General features: G+C 71.5%; 20 protein-coding genes. 6 read left to right on the top strand and 14 right to left on the bottom strand.

What is annotated here, in order from left to right:
- Positions 1-10: 10 nt before the first annotated feature.
- The 6 genes from AB0I04_RS30930 to AB0I04_RS30905 form a co-directional block, all read right to left on the bottom strand.
- A complete protein-coding gene (locus tag AB0I04_RS30930; RefSeq protein ID WP_360892190.1) occupies positions 11-1093 on the bottom strand; it encodes an alpha/beta hydrolase in 1083 nt (360 codons plus the stop codon).
- Entirely contained in the window at positions 1090-2235 is a 1146-nt protein-coding gene (alr, locus tag AB0I04_RS30925; protein ID WP_360892187.1) for an alanine racemase, read from the bottom strand. The genes AB0I04_RS30930 and alr overlap by 4 nt, the downstream gene beginning before the upstream one ends.
- Positions 2236-2446: 211 nt before the next feature.
- Positions 2447-3937 carry an NAD(P)H-hydrate dehydratase gene (locus tag AB0I04_RS30920; RefSeq protein ID WP_360892486.1) on the bottom strand — a complete coding sequence of 497 codons (1491 nt, stop codon included), beginning with the start codon at positions 3935-3937 and terminating at the stop codon, positions 2447-2449.
- A gap of 13 nt (positions 3938-3950) precedes the next feature.
- On the bottom strand, positions 3951-4307 hold the full coding sequence (locus tag AB0I04_RS30915) for a holo-ACP synthase (protein ID WP_360892184.1): 357 nt from the start codon (positions 4305-4307) through the stop codon (positions 3951-3953).
- Between the two features lie 13 nt (positions 4308-4320).
- Positions 4321-5199 carry a helix-turn-helix transcriptional regulator gene (locus AB0I04_RS30910; RefSeq protein WP_360892181.1) on the bottom strand — a complete coding sequence of 293 codons (879 nt, stop codon included), beginning with the start codon at positions 5197-5199 and terminating at the stop codon, positions 4321-4323.
- 250 nt (positions 5200-5449) lie between these two features.
- Complete coding sequence (locus AB0I04_RS30905) at positions 5450-5749, bottom strand: hypothetical protein (protein WP_360892178.1); 300 nt, start codon at positions 5747-5749, stop codon at positions 5450-5452.
- Positions 5750-5930: 181 nt separating this feature from the next.
- On the opposite strand from AB0I04_RS30905, the gene AB0I04_RS30900 reads away from it, so the two are divergent.
- Positions 5931-7310 carry an MFS transporter gene (locus tag AB0I04_RS30900; protein ID WP_360892175.1) on the top strand — a complete coding sequence of 460 codons (1380 nt, stop codon included), beginning with the start codon at positions 5931-5933 and terminating at the stop codon, positions 7308-7310.
- Positions 7311-7473: 163 nt separating this feature from the next.
- Here AB0I04_RS30900 and coaA read toward each other — a convergent pair whose 3' ends face one another.
- Positions 7474-8412: a type I pantothenate kinase gene (gene coaA, locus AB0I04_RS30895; RefSeq protein ID WP_360892172.1), complete on the bottom strand. Its 939-nt coding sequence runs from the start codon at positions 8410-8412 to the stop codon at positions 7474-7476.
- Between the two features lie 111 nt (positions 8413-8523).
- Here coaA and glmS point away from each other — a divergent pair, with 111 nt between their 5' ends.
- Together glmS and AB0I04_RS30885 are read left to right on the top strand one after the other, a co-directional pair.
- Positions 8524-10368, top strand: a complete 1845-nt coding sequence (gene glmS, locus AB0I04_RS30890; RefSeq protein ID WP_360892169.1) for a glutamine--fructose-6-phosphate transaminase (isomerizing) — start codon at positions 8524-8526, stop codon at positions 10366-10368.
- A 4-nt stretch (positions 10369-10372) separates the two neighbouring features.
- Positions 10373-10903: a DUF1697 domain-containing protein gene (locus tag AB0I04_RS30885; RefSeq protein WP_360892166.1), complete on the top strand. Its 531-nt coding sequence runs from the start codon at positions 10373-10375 to the stop codon at positions 10901-10903.
- 19 nt (positions 10904-10922) lie between these two features.
- On the opposite strand, the gene AB0I04_RS30880 is transcribed toward AB0I04_RS30885, so the two are convergent.
- Positions 10923-11399 (bottom strand): hypothetical protein, encoded by a 477-nt coding sequence (locus AB0I04_RS30880; protein WP_360892164.1) that lies wholly within the window; start codon positions 11397-11399, stop codon positions 10923-10925.
- On the opposite strand from AB0I04_RS30880, the gene AB0I04_RS30875 reads away from it, so the two are divergent.
- Entirely contained in the window at positions 11398-11607 is a 210-nt protein-coding gene (locus tag AB0I04_RS30875) for a hypothetical protein (RefSeq protein WP_360892160.1), read from the top strand. The two genes, AB0I04_RS30880 and AB0I04_RS30875, sit on opposite strands and share 2 nt — an antisense overlap.
- A 231-nt stretch (positions 11608-11838) precedes the next feature.
- On the opposite strand, the gene AB0I04_RS30870 is transcribed toward AB0I04_RS30875, so the two are convergent.
- A complete protein-coding gene (locus AB0I04_RS30870; RefSeq protein WP_360892158.1) occupies positions 11839-13260 on the bottom strand; it encodes an MFS transporter in 1422 nt (473 codons plus the stop codon).
- 148 nt (positions 13261-13408) lie between these two features.
- Here AB0I04_RS30870 and AB0I04_RS30865 point away from each other — a divergent pair, with 148 nt between their 5' ends.
- Positions 13409-14326, top strand: a complete 918-nt coding sequence (locus tag AB0I04_RS30865; RefSeq protein WP_360892156.1) for a helix-turn-helix transcriptional regulator — start codon at positions 13409-13411, stop codon at positions 14324-14326.
- A gap of 144 nt (positions 14327-14470) precedes the next feature.
- On the opposite strand, the gene AB0I04_RS30860 is transcribed toward AB0I04_RS30865, so the two are convergent.
- Entirely contained in the window at positions 14471-15394 is a 924-nt protein-coding gene (locus AB0I04_RS30860) for a hypothetical protein (protein ID WP_360892153.1), read from the bottom strand.
- 107 nt (positions 15395-15501) lie between these two features.
- On the opposite strand from AB0I04_RS30860, the gene AB0I04_RS30855 reads away from it, so the two are divergent.
- The gene (locus AB0I04_RS30855) at positions 15502-15720 is read left to right on the top strand and encodes a hypothetical protein (RefSeq protein WP_360892151.1); all 219 of its coding nucleotides are present in this window, start codon (positions 15502-15504) and stop codon (positions 15718-15720) included.
- On the opposite strand, the gene AB0I04_RS30850 is transcribed toward AB0I04_RS30855, so the two are convergent.
- Genes AB0I04_RS30850 through AB0I04_RS30835 form a run of 4 tightly spaced genes read right to left on the bottom strand, consistent with a single transcriptional unit; the run spans position 15721 to position 18397 of the window.
- The gene (locus AB0I04_RS30850; RefSeq protein ID WP_360892148.1) at positions 15721-15999 is read right to left on the bottom strand and encodes a hypothetical protein; all 279 of its coding nucleotides are present in this window, start codon (positions 15997-15999) and stop codon (positions 15721-15723) included.
- Positions 15996-17150, bottom strand: a complete 1155-nt coding sequence (gene nagA, locus AB0I04_RS30845) for an N-acetylglucosamine-6-phosphate deacetylase (protein ID WP_360892145.1) — start codon at positions 17148-17150, stop codon at positions 15996-15998. Before nagA ends, AB0I04_RS30850 begins: the two co-directional genes overlap by 4 nt.
- A gap of 9 nt (positions 17151-17159) precedes the next feature.
- Positions 17160-17933: a tRNA(His) guanylyltransferase Thg1 family protein gene (locus AB0I04_RS30840; protein ID WP_360892142.1), complete on the bottom strand. Its 774-nt coding sequence runs from the start codon at positions 17931-17933 to the stop codon at positions 17160-17162.
- Positions 17930-18397, bottom strand: coding sequence for an ATP-binding protein (locus tag AB0I04_RS30835; protein WP_360892139.1), 468 nt, complete (start codon positions 18395-18397; stop codon positions 17930-17932). The genes AB0I04_RS30840 and AB0I04_RS30835 overlap by 4 nt, the downstream gene beginning before the upstream one ends.
- Between the last annotated feature and the right edge of the window lie 62 nt (positions 18398-18459).

Below are 18459 nucleotides of genomic sequence, written 5' to 3'. Positions count from 1 at the left end.
GGGATGGGTTTCACGCCGACCGCTCCTCTTCCTCGACGCGGCGCGCGCGGTCGATCAGCCGGACGAGCGCCTGGGTGACGATCTCAGGATGCTCCATCATGGAAACGTGGCCCGCCTCGGCCACCTCGACGAGTTCGACGTCGTGCAGTGCTTGCGCGATCGCCCGCCCGTGCGCGGCGGGCGTCAGGCGGTCCTCGTCGCCGACCACCACCAGCGCGGGCACGTCCTCGAACACCTCCAGCGCCGCGAGCTTGTCGTGGGCCGCGAGCGTCGGATAGAACTCCGCGATCACGTCGATCGGCGTCGCCCGGATCATCTGCTCCAGAAAGTCCACGACCGTCGGGCTCACGTTCTTGTCGCCGAAGGCGATCCGGCGGGTGACCATGAACGCCACGTCGGCGCCGACCCGCCGCCCCCGGTCGATCAGCTCGGCGGGCTTGCCGCCGAGGCTGCGCGTCACCCGGGGCAGCGCCGCCTTGAACACCTTCCCGAACGCCATCGGCAGGCCCAGGGTCAGCTCCGCCAGCTCGCCCGAGGACGTGTTGATCAGACCGACGGCGGCGATCCGGCCGCTCTCGAACAGCTCCGGGTGGGCGTCCGCCAGCGCCATGATCGTCATGCCGCCCATCGAATGGCCGACCAGGACCACCGGCGTGTCCGGCTCGACGGTGGCCGCCAGCACGGCGAACAGGTCCGCGCCGCACTGGTCGACGGTGGCGTGGGTCAGGTCGCTGCGCCCGGACCGGCCGTGACTGCGCTGGTCCCAGAAGACCATCCGCAGGTCGCCGTCCCGGCCGAGGTCGCGGCGCTGGTAGTGCCAGCAGTCCTGGTTCAGGGCGTAGCCGTGGCAGAAGACGACCGTGAAAGGGGCGTCGTCCGGTCCTTCGATCTCGACGTGGAGGGGCACTCCGTCGGTCGCCTCGACCGTCAGCGGACGCCCGCGCAGTTCGCCGAACGGCTCACCCGCGTCGGGGTCCGGGGCCAGCCGGGCCCGCCCGACGGCGTACTTGCGGGCGGCGACGACCGCGCCGACGCCGATCGCGGCGGACGTGCCGACCGCCGCACCGATCAGACCAATGCGCTTCTTGTTCACTCGGGGGATCCTTCGTACACGCGGGGGACGCGGGCGCCGATGCGGGTGACGATCTCGTACGAGATGGTGCCGAGCTGGTCGGCCCAGTCCTGGGCGGTGGGCTCGCCCCGATCGCCCGGGCCGAAGAGGATCACCTCGTCCCCGGCCTCGATCGCGTCGTCGCCCACATCGATGACGAACTGGTCCATGCAGACCGTGCCGGCGATACGCCGCCGACGCCCCGCCGCCCAGACCTCCAGGACGTTGGTGCCGCTGCGGGGGATCCCGTCGGCGTATCCCAGGGGGACGAGCCCGAGCGTCGTCTCTCCCTCGGTGAGGTAGCGATGCCCGTACGACACGCCTGTGCCCGGCGGGACCCGCTTGACGTTGACCAGCCGCCCGGTGAGGGTCATCGCGGGCCGCAGGCCGAAATCACGGCCCGGGATGGGGGTCAGGCCGTACGCGGCGATGCCGGGCCGGACGAGGTCGTAGTGCGCCTCCGGGATCGTGAGCGTCGCCGCGGAGTTGGCCAGGTGCCGGAGCTCCGGGCGTACGCCGGCCTTCTCGGCCAGTTCGACGGCCTCGGCGAAGATCTTCAGTTGCGCGGCGATCGACGGATGACCCGGCTCGTCCGCGCACGCCATGTGCGACCACAGCCCCACCACCCGCACCGGCCCGTCGGCCTGGGCGCGGAGCGCGGCGTCGACGACCGAGGGCCACTCGGCAGCGGGCGCGCCGTTGCGGGACAGCCCGGTGTCGGCCTTGAGGTGCAGCCGCGCCGTACGGCCGGCGCGCACGGCGGCCCGCGCGATCTCCTCCACCTGGCCCACCGAACTCGCCGTCAGGTCGACCCCGGCGCCGATGGGCTCCTCGAACGGCTCGCCCGGGCCGTACAGCCAGCACAACAGCGGCGCGTCGACGCCGGCCCGCCGCAGCGTCATCGCCTCGGCCAGCGAGGCCACGCCCAGCCAGCTCGCGCCGCCCGCCAGCGCGGAGTGCGCGACCGGGACGATGCCGTGCCCGTACCCGTCGGCCTTGACGCACACCATGACCTCGGCGCCCGCCGCCTTCTCGCGGAGGACGCCGACGTTATGCCTGATCGCCGCCAGGTCGACACGCGCTGTCGCGGGGACGTTCACCATGCGTTCCAGTGTGGCAGCCATCGGCGTGAGCTCCGGCCATCCTCGCGGCCCGGTCAGGCGAGACCGTGCCGGATACGCGGCGAAGGCCCCGGTCCGATCAGGCGGCCACGGAACACCACGACATCGGCCGTCCGTCCCGGTCAGACGAAAACCAACCGAACACGCGCCACAGATCGCCCTCCGATGAGCGGGTGCGCGGAACGCCTCGTACGACGCCGACCGCCTGTCTCGGTCAGGCGGACAGGGTGCGGAACGCGGCGGGTAGAGCGTCGACGACGTCGTACGCGCTGATCGGCGCGGCACCGTCGCCGTTCGGGTCGGCGGACAGCCGTCCGGCCAGGCCGTGCAGGTACGCCCCGGCCGCAGCCGCGTCGATCGCCGGCAGGCCGCCGGCCAGCAGCGCGCCGGTGAGGCCGGACAGGACGTCGCCGGTGCCCGCCGTGGCCAGCCAGGGCGTGCCGGTCGGGTTCACCCGGACCGGGCGTTCGGCCTCGGCGATGACCGTGGTGGAGCCCTTGAGCAGGACGGTGGCGTTCAGCTCTTCGGCGGCGCGGCGCACGTGCTCCAGCCGCCGCGCCTCGACCTCGGCGGCGTCCGTGCCCAGCAGCCGGGCCAGCTCCCCGGCGTGCGGGGTGAGCAGCGTCGGCGGGGTCCGCCACAGCAGGTCCCGGCGGCGCGACAGGATCGTGAGCCCGTCGGCGTCCACGAGAACCGGCAGGTCCGAGGCGAGGGCCTGGACGAGCAGCGCCTCGGCGCGCTCATCCGTGCCGAGCCCGGGCCCGGCCACCCACGCCTGCACGCGCCCGACCGAGTCCAGCGAGTCGCCGATGACGGTGGTGACGGCCTCCGGCCAGCGGTGCCGGACCAGTTCCACCGGGTGCTCGGACGACGCGAACCGCACCATGCCTGCGCCGCCGTGCACCGCCCCGCCGACGGCGAGGACGGCGGCCCCGGTGAAGGCCGCTCCGCCCGCCAGCACACCGACGACGCCGCGCCGGTACTTGTCCGACTCGTGGGTCGGCCGGGGCAGCCAGGCCGCGACGTCCTCGCCGCGCGGCGCGCAGACGTCCGGGTCGGGAAGGTACGGGCCGAGGCCGATGTCGACGAGCTCGACCACGCCCGCGTGCCGGGCGCCCGGGTCGACGAGCAGGCCCGGCTTGTAGGTGCCGAAGGTGACGGTGACGTCGGCCTTGACGGCCGCGCCGTCGACCTGGCCGGTACTCGCGTCGATGCCGCTGGGCAGGTCGCAGGCGACGACCACCGCGCCGCTGTCCGCCGCGCGTCCGGCCAGGGAGGCGTACGGCTCGCGCAGGCCGCCCCGGCCGCCGATGCCGAGCATGCCGTCGATGATCAGGTCGGCGCGGTCGATCTCGGCCGCGGCCTCGTCCGTGGCGGGCGCCGCCCTGCCGCCGGCGGCGCGGAGCGCGGCCAGCCCGCCCTCGTGGGTCTTGGTCCCGGCCAGGATCGCGGTGACCCGCGCGCCGCGCCGGGCCAGGCCCGCGCCCGCGTACAGGGCGTCGCCGCCGTTGTCGCCGCTGCCGACCAGGAGGACGATCGGCGCGCCGTAGACCCCCAGACCGACCTCGTGCCCGCTGCTGAGGAGCCGGGCGCAGACCGCGGCCAGGCCGGCCGCGGCGCGCCGCATGAGCGTGCCTTCGGGCAGGCGGGCCATCAGCGCTCGCTCGGCGGTCCGTACCTTCTCCACCTCGTGCGCGTACCGCATCACGCTCGCCTCCTCATCGGACGTTCTCGGCCATGACCACCGCGACGGCGACGCCGCCGTCGTGGCTGAGCGACACATGCCATGTGGTGATGCCCAGCCGGCGGGCCGCCTCCGCGATGGTGCCCTTGACGTGCAGAGTCGGGCGGCCGTTCTCGGCCCGGCGCACCTCCGCGTCGGTCCACTGGAGGCCGCCCGGCGCGCCGAGCGCCTTTGCGAGGGCCTCCTTGGCGGCGAACCGCGCAGCCAGGGACCGTACGGGCAGCTCGCGCTCGTGGTCGGTGAAGAGCCGGAGGGCGAGATTCGGCGTGCGCTCCAGCGACCTGGCGAATCGGGCGACGTCCACGACGTCGATCCCCACTCCGACGATCACTCGACCAGGTTTATCACTCCACGCGGGTCGTCACCTCGTGGACGTGGTCGACGGCGGGGGCGCCGGGGTGGTCGATCAGCCACTGGATGCGTTCGCGGCTCTCCGCGTCGGCCGGCGTGTAGACGGCCATCCGGGTCTCCGGGGTGGCGTTGACGGCGAAGTTGACCACCGACAGCCGGATCACGCCGACCGAGGCGTGCCGGAAGACCTTCACACGCGTCGACGGGACGGCGACGTCGTGCGCGGCCCACATCTCGGCGAACTCCGGGCTGGCCGAGGACAGGTTCTGGACGAGCTCCGTCCAGGACGGCTCGCCGAGGTGCCGGCCGAACGCCCCGCGGAAAGTCGCGACCATCTGCGGCAGCTCCTCGTCGCGGTTCACCATCGGGCTGCAGCACTCCGGGGTCACGAACAGCCGCCACAGGAGGTTCCGAGGCACGTCGTTCTCCCGCACCCTCGGCCACATCGCCGCATACGCGGTGTTCCACGCGAGGACGTCGTAACGGCTGTTCATCACCGCCGCCGGGAGGGGCACCAAGCCGTCGAGGACCGTCTGCACCTGGGGCTCGAGACGCTCGTGGAGCGCCGGGCCGGGCACCGAGGGGATGTCCGCCAGCCGGTAGAGGTGCTCGCGCTCGGTCTGGTCGAGACGGAGCGTGCGAGCGATCGCGTCGAGGATCTGGACGCTCACGTTGATCGGCCGGCCCTGTTCGAGCCAGGTGTACCAGGTCACCCCGACTCCGGCGAGCTGGGCGACCTCCTCGCGGCGTAGGCCCGGCGTACGGCGGCGCAGACCGGGCGGCAGGCCCACATCGGCGGGGGTGATGCGCTCCCGGCGGCTGCGCAGGAAGGCTGCCAGCTCGGTCCGCCGTCGCGGGGTGGTCACGGTCATCCGTCCATGGTGCGGCAACCCCGGCGGCCGTGCCAGGTGCTGTCAACACCAGTATCAGCGGACTCTCACCACCCGTACCGCGCGGCGCGCCACACGCCCGCGCCGCCGGTGTACGGTCCGGCCGGGACGACGGGCGTGCTCATCGCGGTCCCGGCGGGACGACGGGCACGCTCACTGCAGCCCCGCCGGGACGACGGGCGTGCTGATCGCGGCTCCGCCGGACGACGGGCGTGCTCACCGCGGCCCCGGCTCACCCCTTGGCGCGGCTCCAGCGATCCGCGGTGGTGAAGATCTTGCCGAAGGTGTCAGGGCGGAGACGGGCCCCCGTAACGCCTTCAGGGAGGAGCGCGCCGGCCGAGGTATAGGGCGCCTTGATGTCGTACTTGCGGCCGGTCTTGGGATCGGCCTTGGCGCTGAAGGCGGGGATGAACTGGAGCGCGGTGGCCGTGGCGGCGGTGGCGAGGGCGAGGATGCGTGAGTTCACGGCGTCTAGCTCGAAGGGGGATATGAGGTATGTCCCGGTTGCCCGGGAATCCAGCCCGATGATCATGACACGTTGATCACCAAGGCCTACTGTGAACCGGCGAATCCGGCCCCCGACGACGGACCGTCGTGGCGCGGGGCGCGGGGACTCGGCGGCGCGGAGACGCTGAATCGCGGTGGCGGGTGCTGGCAACACCAGTATCACTGGGCTCTCACCACCCGTACCGCGCCGCCCGCAGGCTCGACGCATGGCCCAGATCACCCTCGACGCCCCGGCGGCACCCACACCGGTCCGCCGCGGCGGTCTACTAACGATCATCATGCTCGGCCAGTTCATGGCGGTCCTCGACGTGACCGTGGTCAACGTGGCCGCCCCCACCATCCGTACCGACCTGCACGCCTCCGGCGCGGGCCTGCAACTCGTCATCGCCGGGTACACCATCGCGTACGCCATGCTGCTCATCACCGGTGCGCGGCTCGGCGACATCCTCGGGCACCGGCGCGCCTTCCTGGGCGGGCTGGCGGTGTTCACCGCCGCGTCCCTGGCGTGCGGGCTGGCCGGGACGACCGGCCTGCTCATCGCGTTCCGGTTCGTCCAGGGAGCGGGCTCCGCGCTCATGGTGCCCCAGGTGATGAGCCTCATCCAACGAACCTTCACCGGCACCGCCCGGGCGCGTGCGCTGAGCGTCTACTCGGCCGTGCTGTCCGGCGGCGCCGTCGTCGGGCAGGTCGTCGGCGGTGCCCTGGTCAGCGCCGACATCCTCGGCACCGGCTGGCGCCCGGTGTTCCTCGTCAACGTCCCGATCGGGATCGTGCTGCTGCTCGCCGGGCCGCGCGTCCTGCCGGGCGACACCGGTCAGCCGGGCCGCCGCCTGGACCTCCCCGGCGTGATCGGCCTGTCCGCGGCGGTCGTGTGCTTCGTCGTGCCGCTCGTGCTCGGGCACGAGGAGGGCTGGCCCGGATGGGGCTGGCTGATGCTGGCCGGCAGCGTCGTGCTCTTCGGCGTCTTCGTGGCCCTGCAGCGCCGGGCGGCCGCTCCGCTGATCCCGGGCCGGCTGCTGCGCACACCCGGCGTCCTCCCCGGTGCGGCCGCGATCTTCGTCTGCATGGCGACCTTCGGCGGGTTCCTGTTCAGCCTGGCCCTGCACCTGCAAGGCGGCCTGAGCGAGACGCCGCTGCGGGCCGGCCTGTCCTTCATCCCCGGCGCCGGAGGCTTCGCGCTGTCCAGCCTGAACTGGCGGCGGGTGCCCGCCCGGTGGCACCGCCTGATGATCCCGGCGGCCTTCCTGGTGGCGGCCGTCGGTTACGTCGGGCTGGGGACCTTCCAGTCCGGCGGGGCGGGGCTCGAGGTGGCGATGGGCCTGACCGGCCTCGGCCTGGGCGGGGCGTTCAGCCCGATGCTGACGATGGCGCTCGCCGACGTCCCGGTCTCGGACGCGGCGGACGCCAGCGGTCTGCTCGTCACGATGAGCCAGCTCGGTCAGGTGGTGGGCGTCGCGACGTTCGGCACGCTGTTCCTCAGCGTGGCACCGCCGACCGGTCACGCCCTGGCGGTGACGGGCGCCGCGCTGGCGGCGGTCGCGGTCTTCGGCGCCTGCTGCTCACTGTTGGTCGTACGGCCCCGGTGAGCGGGCGCGCGTCGTCTGGACTGAGGAGCGGCGGGAGCGAAACGACCGGAGCGTGAGCGGGCGCGCGCCGTCTGGACTGAGGAGCGCCGAGAGCGAAGCGACGAGGGAAGACGGCGCGTGGGACGCCCGCGACTCGCGGAGCGAGCGCCATCAGGTACGAGCCTCAGATGCGGCGGAGGCGTACGCGGTGGATCCGGTGGTCGCGGTCCTTGTGCAGGACGAGGGTGGCGCGGTCCCGGGTGGGCAGGATGTTGGCCACGAGGTTGACCTCGTTGACGTCCCGCCAGAGCTTCTCCGCGTACGCCGCCGCCTCATCCTCGTGCACCTGCGCGTACGGGTGGAAGAAGGACCGCTCGTCGGTGAACACCGTGCGCCGCAGGTCGAAGAAGCGGTCGATGTACCACCGGCGGATGTCGTCGATCCGGGCGTCGACGTAGAGCGAGAAGTCGAACAGGTCCGACACCGCGAGGCCGCCCGGCCGGGCGGTCTGCAGCACGTTCAGGCCCTCCACGATGAGGATGTCGGGCCGCCGGACGACCTGCCGGGCGCCGGGCGCGATGTCGTAGGACAGCGGGTCGTACACCGGGACGGACAGTTCGGCCGCGCCCGCCTTCACGGCGGACACGAACCGCAGCAGCGCCCGGCGGTCGTACGACTCCGGGAAGCCCTTGCGGCTCATGAGCCCGCGCTCGGCCAGTGTCGCGTTCGGGTAGAGGAAGCCGTCGGTGGTGACGAGCTCGACGTCCGGCTCGCCGGGCCCGCGGGCGAGCAGCGTCCGCAGCAGGCGCGCCACGGTCGACTTGCCGACGGCGACGCTGCCGGCGATGCCGATGACGAACGGGGTGGGTTCGACCGGGTCGCCGAGGAAGGCGCCCACCGCGTCCCGCAGGCGTCCGTCGGCGGCCCGGAACAGGCCGATGAGCCGGGCCACCGGCAGGTAGACCTGCTCGACCTCGCCGAGGTCGATGGGGTCGCTCAGCCCGCGGATGGCCTCCAGCTCGTCCGGTGTGAGCGAAAGCGGCATCCCCGCGCGCAGCTCTCGCCACTCCTCGCGGCCGAAGTCGACATAGGGGCTGGGCACGCTGCCCCCATCAGCGATCATGGCGAAACCTTAGCGTTCCCTGATGCCCACAAAGGGTGATCTTTGCCGGATGCGGACGCTGGCGGCCGCACTGGTCTAGTCGCTCAGCTGGAGCCATTACGCTGGCGTCCCATGTGCGGAATCGTAGGGTACGTCGGCTCGCAGTCCGCTCTCGACGTGGTCGTCGACGGGCTCGCCCGACTGGAATACCGAGGCTACGACTCGGCCGGCGCGGCCGTTCTGGCCGATGGGAAGCTGACGGTCACCAAGCGGGCCGGCAAGCTGGTCAACCTGCGCGAGGCGCTCGCCGAGAGCCCGCCGCCGCAGAGCCATGCGGGCATCGGCCACACCCGCTGGGCCACCCACGGGCCGCCGAACGACCGCAACGCCCACCCGCACACCGACTGCACCGGCGCGGTCGCGGTCGTGCACAACGGCATCATCGAGAACTTCGCGGCCCTGCGCCTCGAGCTGGAGGAGCGCGGCCACGAGCTGTCCTCCGACACCGACACCGAGGCCGTCGCGCACCTCCTCGAGGAGGAGGTCGCCAAGGGCGTGGGCCTGACCGAGGCGATGCGGCGGGTCTGCGGGCGCCTCGAGGGCGCGTTCACGCTGGTCGCGGTGCACGCCGGCGAGCCGGACCTCGTCGTCGGCGCACGCCGTAACTCCCCGCTGGTCGTCGGCGTCGGCGACGGGGAGAACTTCCTCGCCAGCGACGTGGCCGCCTTCATCGCGCACACCCGCGACGCGATCGAGCTCGGCCAGGACCAGGTCGTCGAGCTGCGCCCGTCCGGGGTGACCGTCACCGACTTCGCCGGCACTCCGGCGCAGGTGAAGGAGTACCACGTCGACTGGGACGTCTCCGCCGCCGAGAAGGGCGGCCACGACTACTTCATGCTGAAGGAGATCGCCGAGCAGCCGCGGGCGGTCGCCGACACCCTGCTGGGCCGCGTCGGCGCGGACGGGCGGCTGACCCTCGACGAGATGCGCCTGTCCGACCAGCAGCTGCGCGACGTCGAGAAGATCATCATCGTGGCGTGCGGCACGGCGTACCACGCGGGGATGATCGCCAAGTACGCCATCGAGCACTGGGCGCAGATCCCGTGTGAGGTGGAGCTGGCCAGCGAGTTCCGCTACCGCGACCCGATCCTCACCCGCACGACCCTGGTGATCGCGATCTCGCAGTCCGGCGAGACGATGGACACCCTGATGGCCGTGCGCCACGCGCGTGAGCAGCGCGCCAACGTGCTCGGCATCTGCAACGTCAACGGCTCGACGATCCCCCGCGAGTGCGACGGCGTGCTGTACACCCACGCCGGCCCGGAGATCGCGGTCGCCTCGACGAAGGCGTTCCTCACCCAGCTCGTCGCCGTCTACCTGATCGCGCTGTACCTCGCGCAGGTCCGGGGGACCAAGTGGGGCGACGAGGTCTTCGCCATGGTCCAGCTGCTCAACACTATGCCGGAGAAGGTCGAGGCCGTCCTCGGCACGGTCGAGCCGGTCCGCGAGCTGGCCCGCTCGCTGGCGAACGAGCGGTGCGTGCTGTTCCTCGGCCGCCACGTGGGCTTCCCGGTGGCCCTGGAGGGCGCGCTGAAGCTCAAGGAGCTCGCGTACATGCACGCGGAGGGCTTCGCCGCCGGTGAGCTGAAGCACGGCCCGATCGCGCTGATCGAGCAGGACCTGCCGGTCGTGGTCGTCGTGCCGCCGCGCGCCCGGCCGATCCTCCACGACAAGATCGTCTCCAACATCCAGGAGATCCGCGCCCGCGGGGCCCGTACGATCGTCATCGCCGAGGAGGGCGACGAGACCGTCGCTCCGTACGCCGACACGCTCATCCGGGTACCGGCCGTGCCGACGCTCCTGCAGCCGCTCGTGGCGACGGTGCCGCTCCAGGTGTTCGCCTGCGAGCTGGCCACCGCCCGGGGCCACGACGTCGACCAGCCCCGTAACCTCGCCAAGTCCGTGACCGTGGAGTAGGGCCATGGCTCGCTACGTCGCTCTCCTGCGCGGGGTCAACGTCGGCCGCGACACCAAGGTCGCCATGACCGACTTCAAGGACGTGCTGGCCGGGCTCGGCCACACCACCGTACGGACCCATCTGAACAGCGGCAACGCCGTGTTCACCGCGCAGGAGGCACCGGCGGAGGAGATCGCCGCCGCGATCGGGGACGGGCTCGCCGCGGTGGTGGGCCGTACCGTCCCGGTGATGGTGCGCACGGCCGAAGAGCTGCGCGCGATCGTCGAGAACAACCCTCTCGAGGTCCGGGACCCGGCCAAGTTCGCCGTGGCGTTCCTGGCCGAGCCCCCGGACCACGAGCGGCTGCGCGCCCTCGACCCGGCGGAGTTCGCCCCCGAGGAGCTCGGGTTGGGCGAACACGACCTCTATCTTTACTTCCCGAACGGCCTCGGCCGGGCGAAGCTCCCGCCGATCCTGGCCAGGCGCGTCGGCATCCGGGCGACCGTCCGCAACTGGAACACCGTCACCCGGCTCCTGGAGCTGGCGGACGGGTGACCCGAGTGGCCCGCCGGCGTCAGGGCACCCTGATCTGCGTGGTCCAGCTGCAGTATTTGGCGCCGCTCGTCTGCAGGACCTTGTTCACCAGGCAGACCCGCGCCTTGATGGTCCGGCCGCTCGTGTAGTAGTAGCCGAGCGAGCTGTAGTCCTTCCCCTGATCACCGTGCTTCGAGTCGTCCCACATCCTCCAGTACCGGGGGGCGTCGCCGGGCGCGTTGGTCGTCACCATCGCCCATTTCCCGTTTCTGTTCTTCGTCCAGAGGCTCGCGTAGGCGACCTTGTGGTCGTTGCCGTCCCGGTCCAGGACGACGAGCTTGGTCAGGCGGGTGTAATTGCCTCCCCACTTGCCGCCCCGCGACTTGAAGATCTCGATTCGGGCCCTTCCTCCGGCGCCACCGGAGTCCTTCGTATAGGCCCAGTTCGTGTGCTGCCAGACCGCGGCCGACGCCGGCGCGGCATTGACGACGACCATGGCCGCCCCGATGGCGCTCATGGCGCCCAAGGCCGCCAACCTGCTCTTCACATTGCCCATTGCGGAATTCCCTTCGGATATTTCGCCGGCGCCGACTCATCTCGGCGGAACGGCCGTCAACACGGATCGCCTCGCGAACCTGCGCGTGGATTGCGACCTCACGGCCCCGTACGGGCGTCCCGGGGGCCGGCTGCGCGCCAAGGACCGTAACGCCCTCATCGCTCAGTGATCAGCTAGCTGGACGAGGGTGAACCATCGGTTATTGGGACATGTCCGAAAGACCGCTGACCGCCGAACCGGAAGTGACAGCCTGCCCCACACGCGCTCGCCAGGGCGGGTTCAGAGTCGACCGCCTGCGCCATTGCGTGGCGCCCTGCGTCGCGCAGGCGACCTCAACGTCTGAACCGACCGCCCAGCCGACTTCGTCGGCTGGGCAGCGCGCGCCGAAGCCCGCTGGCGCTTACCCGTCGGCGCGTCGACGCAGCAGGACCGCTACCAGCAGCGCGCCGACCAGTGTGATCGCCGCGTTGACGAGCACGGCGAGCCGTACTCCGCCCAGGACCGCCATGGCGTGCGGGCCGCCGAGCACGCTCGTACGGGCGGCGGCGATCGCGCTCATGATCGGGATGCCGATGGTGATCCCGATCTGCTGGGTCATCGTCGCGAGCCCGGTGGCCAGCCCCTGCTCGTCGTCCGGCAGCCCGGACGTCGCCGTCACCATGAAGGCGACGATCGCCTGCATGTTCCCCACGCCACCGACGAAGGAGGCGACCAGGAACAGCGCGATCCAGTCACGGGCGTCGCCGAGCGCGACCAGTGACGCGGTCGCGGCCGCCTGGAGGACGAACGCGCCGACCAGCACCCGGTACGTCCCCATCCGGGCGATCACCCGGGCGCCGAGGAGTCCGCCGGTGACGGTGCCCGCGCCGAGGACGCCGAACGCGAGCCCGGTGACCAGCGGCGAGTAGCGGAGCACCTCCTGCAGGTACAGCGTCATCAGGAAGACCAGCGAGGTCTCGGTGAGGAAGGCGATGAGCCCGGCGGCGTTGCCCCACACCACCGTGCGCCGCCGCAGGATCCGTACCGGCACGAGCGGGGCCGCCGCCCGCGCCTCGGCGAACCAGAAGGCCACCAGCAGCGCCGCGGCGGCGGCCAGGGAGATGAGTGTGACCGGAGCCGTCCAGCCCCGCTCCCCCGCCGAGGTGACGCCGTAGACGAGGGTGAGGAGGCCTCCCGTCACCGTGACCGCGCCCGGAACGTCGAGCCGCGTTTCCCCGGCGGCCCGGCCCCCGGCGACGAGCTTCGGCGTGACGGCAAGGATGAACACCGCGATCGGCACGTTGACCAGGAACGCCCAGCGCCAGCTCAGCAGGTCGGTGAGCACGCCGCCCAGGACCGCGCCGGCGGTGAATCCGGCGGACATCAGCGCGCCGTTCAGCCCGAGCGCCCGGGAGCGCAGCGGCCCTTCCGGGAAGGACGTGGTGAGCAGCGACAGCGCCGCCGGGGTGCCGATCGCGGTCGCGACGCCCTGCAGCACCCGGCCGGTGAGCAGCATCGCCGAGGAGACGGCGAGGCCGCCGACCAGCGACCCGGTGGCCAGCAGCGCCATGCCGATGAGGAACATCCGCCGCCGTCCGAACAGGTCCGCGACCCGTCCCGACAGCAAGGTGAGGCCGGCGGCGGGCAACGCGAACCCGCTCGCCACCCATTGCAGAGTGTGCAGCCCGAAGCCCAGGCCCTCGCCGACGGCCGGGAGCGCGACGTTGAGGATCGAGAAGTCGACGGCGAGCATGAACTGCGCGCCCAGCAGCAACCCGAGGACCATGCGCTGCCGCGCCGTCATCCGCGCCGCCCGGCTGGGGACCTGTTCCAGAACGGCCATGACCGTCCCTTTCCGTGAGGGGAGTTCGTACGGGAAGAGACTCCGGCGCGCGGCGAGCCGTACCCAGCCCCCTGTCTCGCGTACGCCCCGGATTCGTACCACTGGCAGGGTCAGGCTCCGCGCCCGGCGCAGCGACATACTGGACGGCATGGACAAGCGGGCGGAACTGGGAGAATTCCTGCGGTCACGCCGTGCGCGGCTGCGCCCCGAGGACGTCGGGCTCACCCATTACGGCGGCCGGCGCCGCGTCCCGGGGCTGCGGCGTGAGGAGCTCGCGCAGCTGGCCGGGGTCAGCGTCGCCTACTACACGCGCCTGGAACAGGGACAGAGCCAGAACGCCTCCGACGCCGTCCTCGACGCGATCGCCCGCGCGCTGAACCTCGACGAGGGCGAACGCGCGTACCTGCACGGCCTCGCCCGCCCCACCCCGACCGCACGGCGGCGTCCCCGCCCGGAGCGGGTCCGCCCCGGCGTACGGCTGATGATCGAGTCCTTCGGGAACGTCCCCGCCATGGTCATCGGGCGCCGCACCGACGCCCTCGCGTGGAACCCGATGGCCCACGCACTGCTCGCCGGGCACCTGGACGTCGAGGCCCCCGAGCGCCCGGCCGATCGGCCGAACATGGCTCGGTTGCTGTTCCTCGACTCGCACACCCGCGAGCTGTACGCGGACTGGCGGAAGAAGGCGCGCGACGCCGTCGCCTACCTGCGCCTGGCCGCCGGCCGCTACCCGGACGACCCGGCGCTGACCGCGCTGGTCGGCGAGCTGGCGATGAAGAGCCCGGAGTTCGCCGCGCTGTGGTCCGCGCACCCGGTCGGCGACTGCATGCACAACACCCGCGAGTACCGCCACCCGCTCGTCGGCGCGCTCACCCTGTCCGAGGAGGTCCTGCCGCTCCCGGACGACCAGGGCCAGCGCATCATGGTCTGGAACGCCGAGCCGGACTCCCCGTCCGCAGCGGCCCTGCGCCTCCTCGCGGACCTGACGTCCGCTTTCGGCGGATCCGAACTCAGCCGCGGAAGCGGGCTTCGGCGGCCTCTGGGGAGTGCTCCACGTACTCGATGATCGCGCCGGTGACCCTCCGCCGCGACGACCTCGACGCCCGCTTCCCCGGCCTCCTCGAGGCCGTCCTCGATCACCTGCCGGTCCTTCAGACCCTCCTTACACACCTGCAGAGGTTCTGCAGAGATACCCCCACTGATTTCAACGTCACGCGCCGTCGAGAAGCGGAGCGAGGGCGGCTTGCAGGCGGCGGGTGTACTCGTCGGGCGTTCCGCGGAGGTCGGAGGGCCAGGTTGTCCGAGAGCGACCGCCAGGGCCTCGAGCTCGTCGCCGAGGACGCCATTCGAAGCGGAGGGAGCCGAGGTGCTCGTGGTGCTCGCGGGTGTACCAGCGCAGCGACCAGAGGGTTTCGGGGCGCGCCTGAAGAGTCTCGGCCAGGAGCGCCGCAGAGTAGAGGGCAAAGGCGCGGCTCCGCTCCTGGCGTTTCGTCGATTCGACGCCGTAGGCCGGCTCCATGGGAGCCAGCAGGAACCGGAGCATGTGCTCCAGGTTCTCGTGCGGCGTTTCGGTGCGGAGCTCGATCGGATCCCCGCCGGTGGACCGAGGGAAGGCCGTGATATCCGAGAGAGGCGGGGACGTCTCGCACCAGACCTCGACCTCGAGTCGCCCGGAGCGGCCGTCCGCGTCCAGCCACGGCAGGTCGAGCATGTACTGCGGGTACCCGTGCTCGAAGACGAATTCCAGCTCGTCCTCCCGCATCGAACGGTTGGTCTGCCGCGCCGAGGCACCGGACGCCTGGAAACGCGTCGCGCCCTCGCCACGCGGCTCCCCGTCGGCGACCGTCTGAATGATCTCCTTCAGCTTCCGCACTGCGTACCAATCGTTCAGGTAGTCCGGCCGGTCCCTGCCGATGAAGTAGAAGTCGTCGGCGGGGAAAACGGTCTCGCCGAGCCAGGCATTATGCAGAAGACCGCCACACATTATCAGGCCGTCGGCGAGCGGAGCGGTGGCGAAGGCGGCGAGAAAGTCATCCCGCGCCCGCTCGTAGCCGGGACCCAGCGGCTCCCATTCCTCGGACACCCTGATTCGCCGGTGCCGGCTCCCGTCAGCGAGGTCTTCGAAAAGGGGCATGCGCAATCCTCAGGTAGGCGATGGGCTCGGCGGCGGCGATTCAGGTTAGTACCGCTCACACTCCCATTACTCGAGTTCGGGTTCGCAACGGGCGTACTGTGTCGGGCATGAGCAAGTCGGCGGAGCCTGTAATCCACCTGCCGGGCAAGGTCAAGAACGGCGTTGCTATGCCGCTATGCGGCCCGCACGCTACTACCGAGGACATGATCTGCGACGACCCGGATCGCGTCACGTGCAGGCGATGCGTGGACACCGCCAGGGATGCCAGGAATTGGGAAGAACGCTGGTACCGCGCGCAGGAAGACCACTACGGCGAGACACTCTGATCAGCCGGCATGGATGTCGGTGCACGCGCACTCGTAGCCGCCCAGGGAGCCGGCCATCCGGACCCTGGTGACGGCGAAGTTCTGCCGCATGGTCAGCCCGATCAGGTCGTCGGCCACGACGGCCGTGCCGCCATCGCGCAGTTCGCTCGGGAACATCCACTCCGAGCACGCGTCGTACCGGCGGCGTAGCTCCTCCCGTACGGCCGTGTCCTCCCTCCGGAAACGGCCCGCGTCGCCGGTTCGGCCTAGTGCTCGCAGCCGGCGGCGGTGACGCGTCAACGCAGGTTCCCGTGGACGACGGTCCCCCGCTTGAGCACCGTCTCGACGTGCAGCCGGTCTGAGAGGACCACGAGGTCGGCGTCCTTGCCGGGGTGGATGCTGCCCGTACGGTCGGCGATGCCGAGCACGGTGGCCGGGGTCGTGGCCGCCGCGATCGCCGCCGTCGTGATCGGGAGGCCGACGCAGTGCACCGCATGCCGTACGGCGGCGTCCATGGTCAGAGTGCTGCCCGCGATCGTGCCGTCGGACAACGTCACCTTGCCGTCCCGCGCGAACACCGGAACCGGCCCGAGATGGAAGCTGCCGTCGGTCATCCCGGCGGCGGGAGTGGCGTCGGTGATGAGGGCGATCCGCTCCGGCCCCGCGGCGCCCACGGCGATGCGGACCGCCTCCTCGTGGACGTGGAAGCCGTCATTGATCAGCTCGCAGGTGACGGCGTCGTCGGCGAGCGCGGCGCCGGCCGGGCCCGGGTCGCGGTGGTGGAAGTCGCGCATCGCGTTGAACAGGTGCGTCGCCAGCCGTGCCCCGGAGGCGAACGCCTGCCGGGCCTGATCGAAGTCGGCCGTCGTGTGCCCGACGGCGGCGATCACATCCGCTGAGACGACCTCGCGCAGCAGGTCCATGCCACCGGGCAGTTCCGGCGCGAGCGTCACCACTCGGACGGTGCCGTCACCGGCGGACAGCAGGTGCCGCAGAGCCGTGACGTCCGGGGGCAGCAGGAACTCCGCGTGGTGCGACCCTCGCTTGGCCGGGTTGAGGAACGGCCCTTCCAGGTGCACGCCGACGATCGACGCGTCGTTGAAGCCTCGGATGATCTCCGCGATCGTACGGACCGACGCGGCCATCCGGTCGAGTTCGTCGGTGACCAGGCTGGCCAGCGTACGCGTCGTCCCGTGCGCGCGGTGGAACGCGACCGCCGCGAGGATCTCCTCCGGGTCATCGGTGGTGATCTGCGCGCCGCCTCCACCGTGCATGTGCAGGTCGACGAACCCGGGAAGGACATACCGGCCACCGAGGTCGTGCACCGGCCCGTCACCGGGCGGAGGATCACCCGCGCCGACACCGCGGATCCGCCCGTCCTGGACCGTCAGCCAGCCGGGATCAAGAACCCGTCGGACGGTCACGACCCGGGCGTTCGCAAATGTGATCACAAGTGCACATTATTCAGGCAGGCGGACCGGGCTCTCTTCGGCCTCGGCGATCCGCCGGACGAGGTCCCGATAATCGTCCTTCATCGGAAGATCGCTCTCGACGTGGAGCCGTCGCCGAACGGCGGTGACGGCACCCCGGACCGGATCGCGTCCCGGCCGTTCGAAGCTCTCCCACCAGAGCCCGATCCCGCGACGCTGCCAGACGGGCACGTCGTTGAAGTTGACGCCGCGCGCGAAGAGGAGCTCGTTCTTGTCCGCGACGCTCGTGTGCTGCAGCATCCGCGTTGCCTCCCGGCGTGACCGGCCTTCGCCTCGCAGCGTCCAATAGCACCAGCCGTTGAGGGCGCAGCGCGCCGCGTCAGCCTGCCGCCAGGAGAAATAGTCGACGACGTCGCCCACGCCGGTGCCCACCCACACGCGGGCGTCGAAGTGAACGGCCTCGCCGACGGCGAGAGTGAATGCGGCGGTGGCGACGCTCGCGGCGATCGAGACCAGCTTCTCCACCTCCCGTCCGAACAGGTCGGAGGACCGGTCGAGCAGAACGGAGATCTCGTCGCTCTCGGTGTAGGCGTAGCGGCCACCGAGCTCGGTCACCAGGGCGCGCGCCGTCTCGGTCATGAAGCCGGAGAACCGCGCGTCGAAGGGCTTGTCGAAACGATCCTCGGTGAATCGGGAGAAGGAACGCCCGTCGACCCGGATCACGGACCACGCGCCTGGCAGAACGGTCAGCGAGTGGAACCACTCGAGCGCCCGCATCCGCGCCTCGAGCTCGTTGCTCCTCACTCCGTCTCCTCCTCCGCCAGCCGGACGTCGAACCCACCCGCCCCGTCGAATCGGACGGCGTAGATCTCGTCGAACCCGTCAGGCCGCCGAGGACGGCGCAGGCGTTTGAGAGTGGCATAGATCCCGACGTCGGGCACCTGGGTTTCCCCCGTACGCGCCGCGTTGCGCCGCAGCGTGCCGGGAACATCCGGAGGAAACCAGTAACCGACGACCTTCGCCCCATGCCGCCGCGCAGCCTCGACCAACGGCCACCACTCCTCGGGCGCGGGATTGGTGTTGTCGACCGCGACGTCCCGGCCCTCTGCCAGCGCCTCCTCAACGAGCCGCATCTGCCGCCGCTGCCGATGCCGCGCCTTCGGGAAATTGTCCTTGCTGACGTGCATGTACGCGGGCGCGAGCTCTTGGCGATAGAACGTCGTCTTCCCCGACGCCTGCAACCCGATCAGGATCGCCAGCGTAGGCATCCCAGGATCCCGCCTGCCCGCACGAGCGCGTGGTCCGTCATAGATGCCGGTCTACCGCACCG

The sequence above is a fragment of the Actinoallomurus sp. NPDC050550 genome (assembly GCF_040655075.1).
GTDB lineage: Bacteria > Actinomycetota > Actinomycetes > Streptosporangiales > Streptosporangiaceae > Actinoallomurus.
Note: the sequence above shows the minus strand (reverse complement) of the source record. Positions and strands in the feature narration are given on the sequence as shown.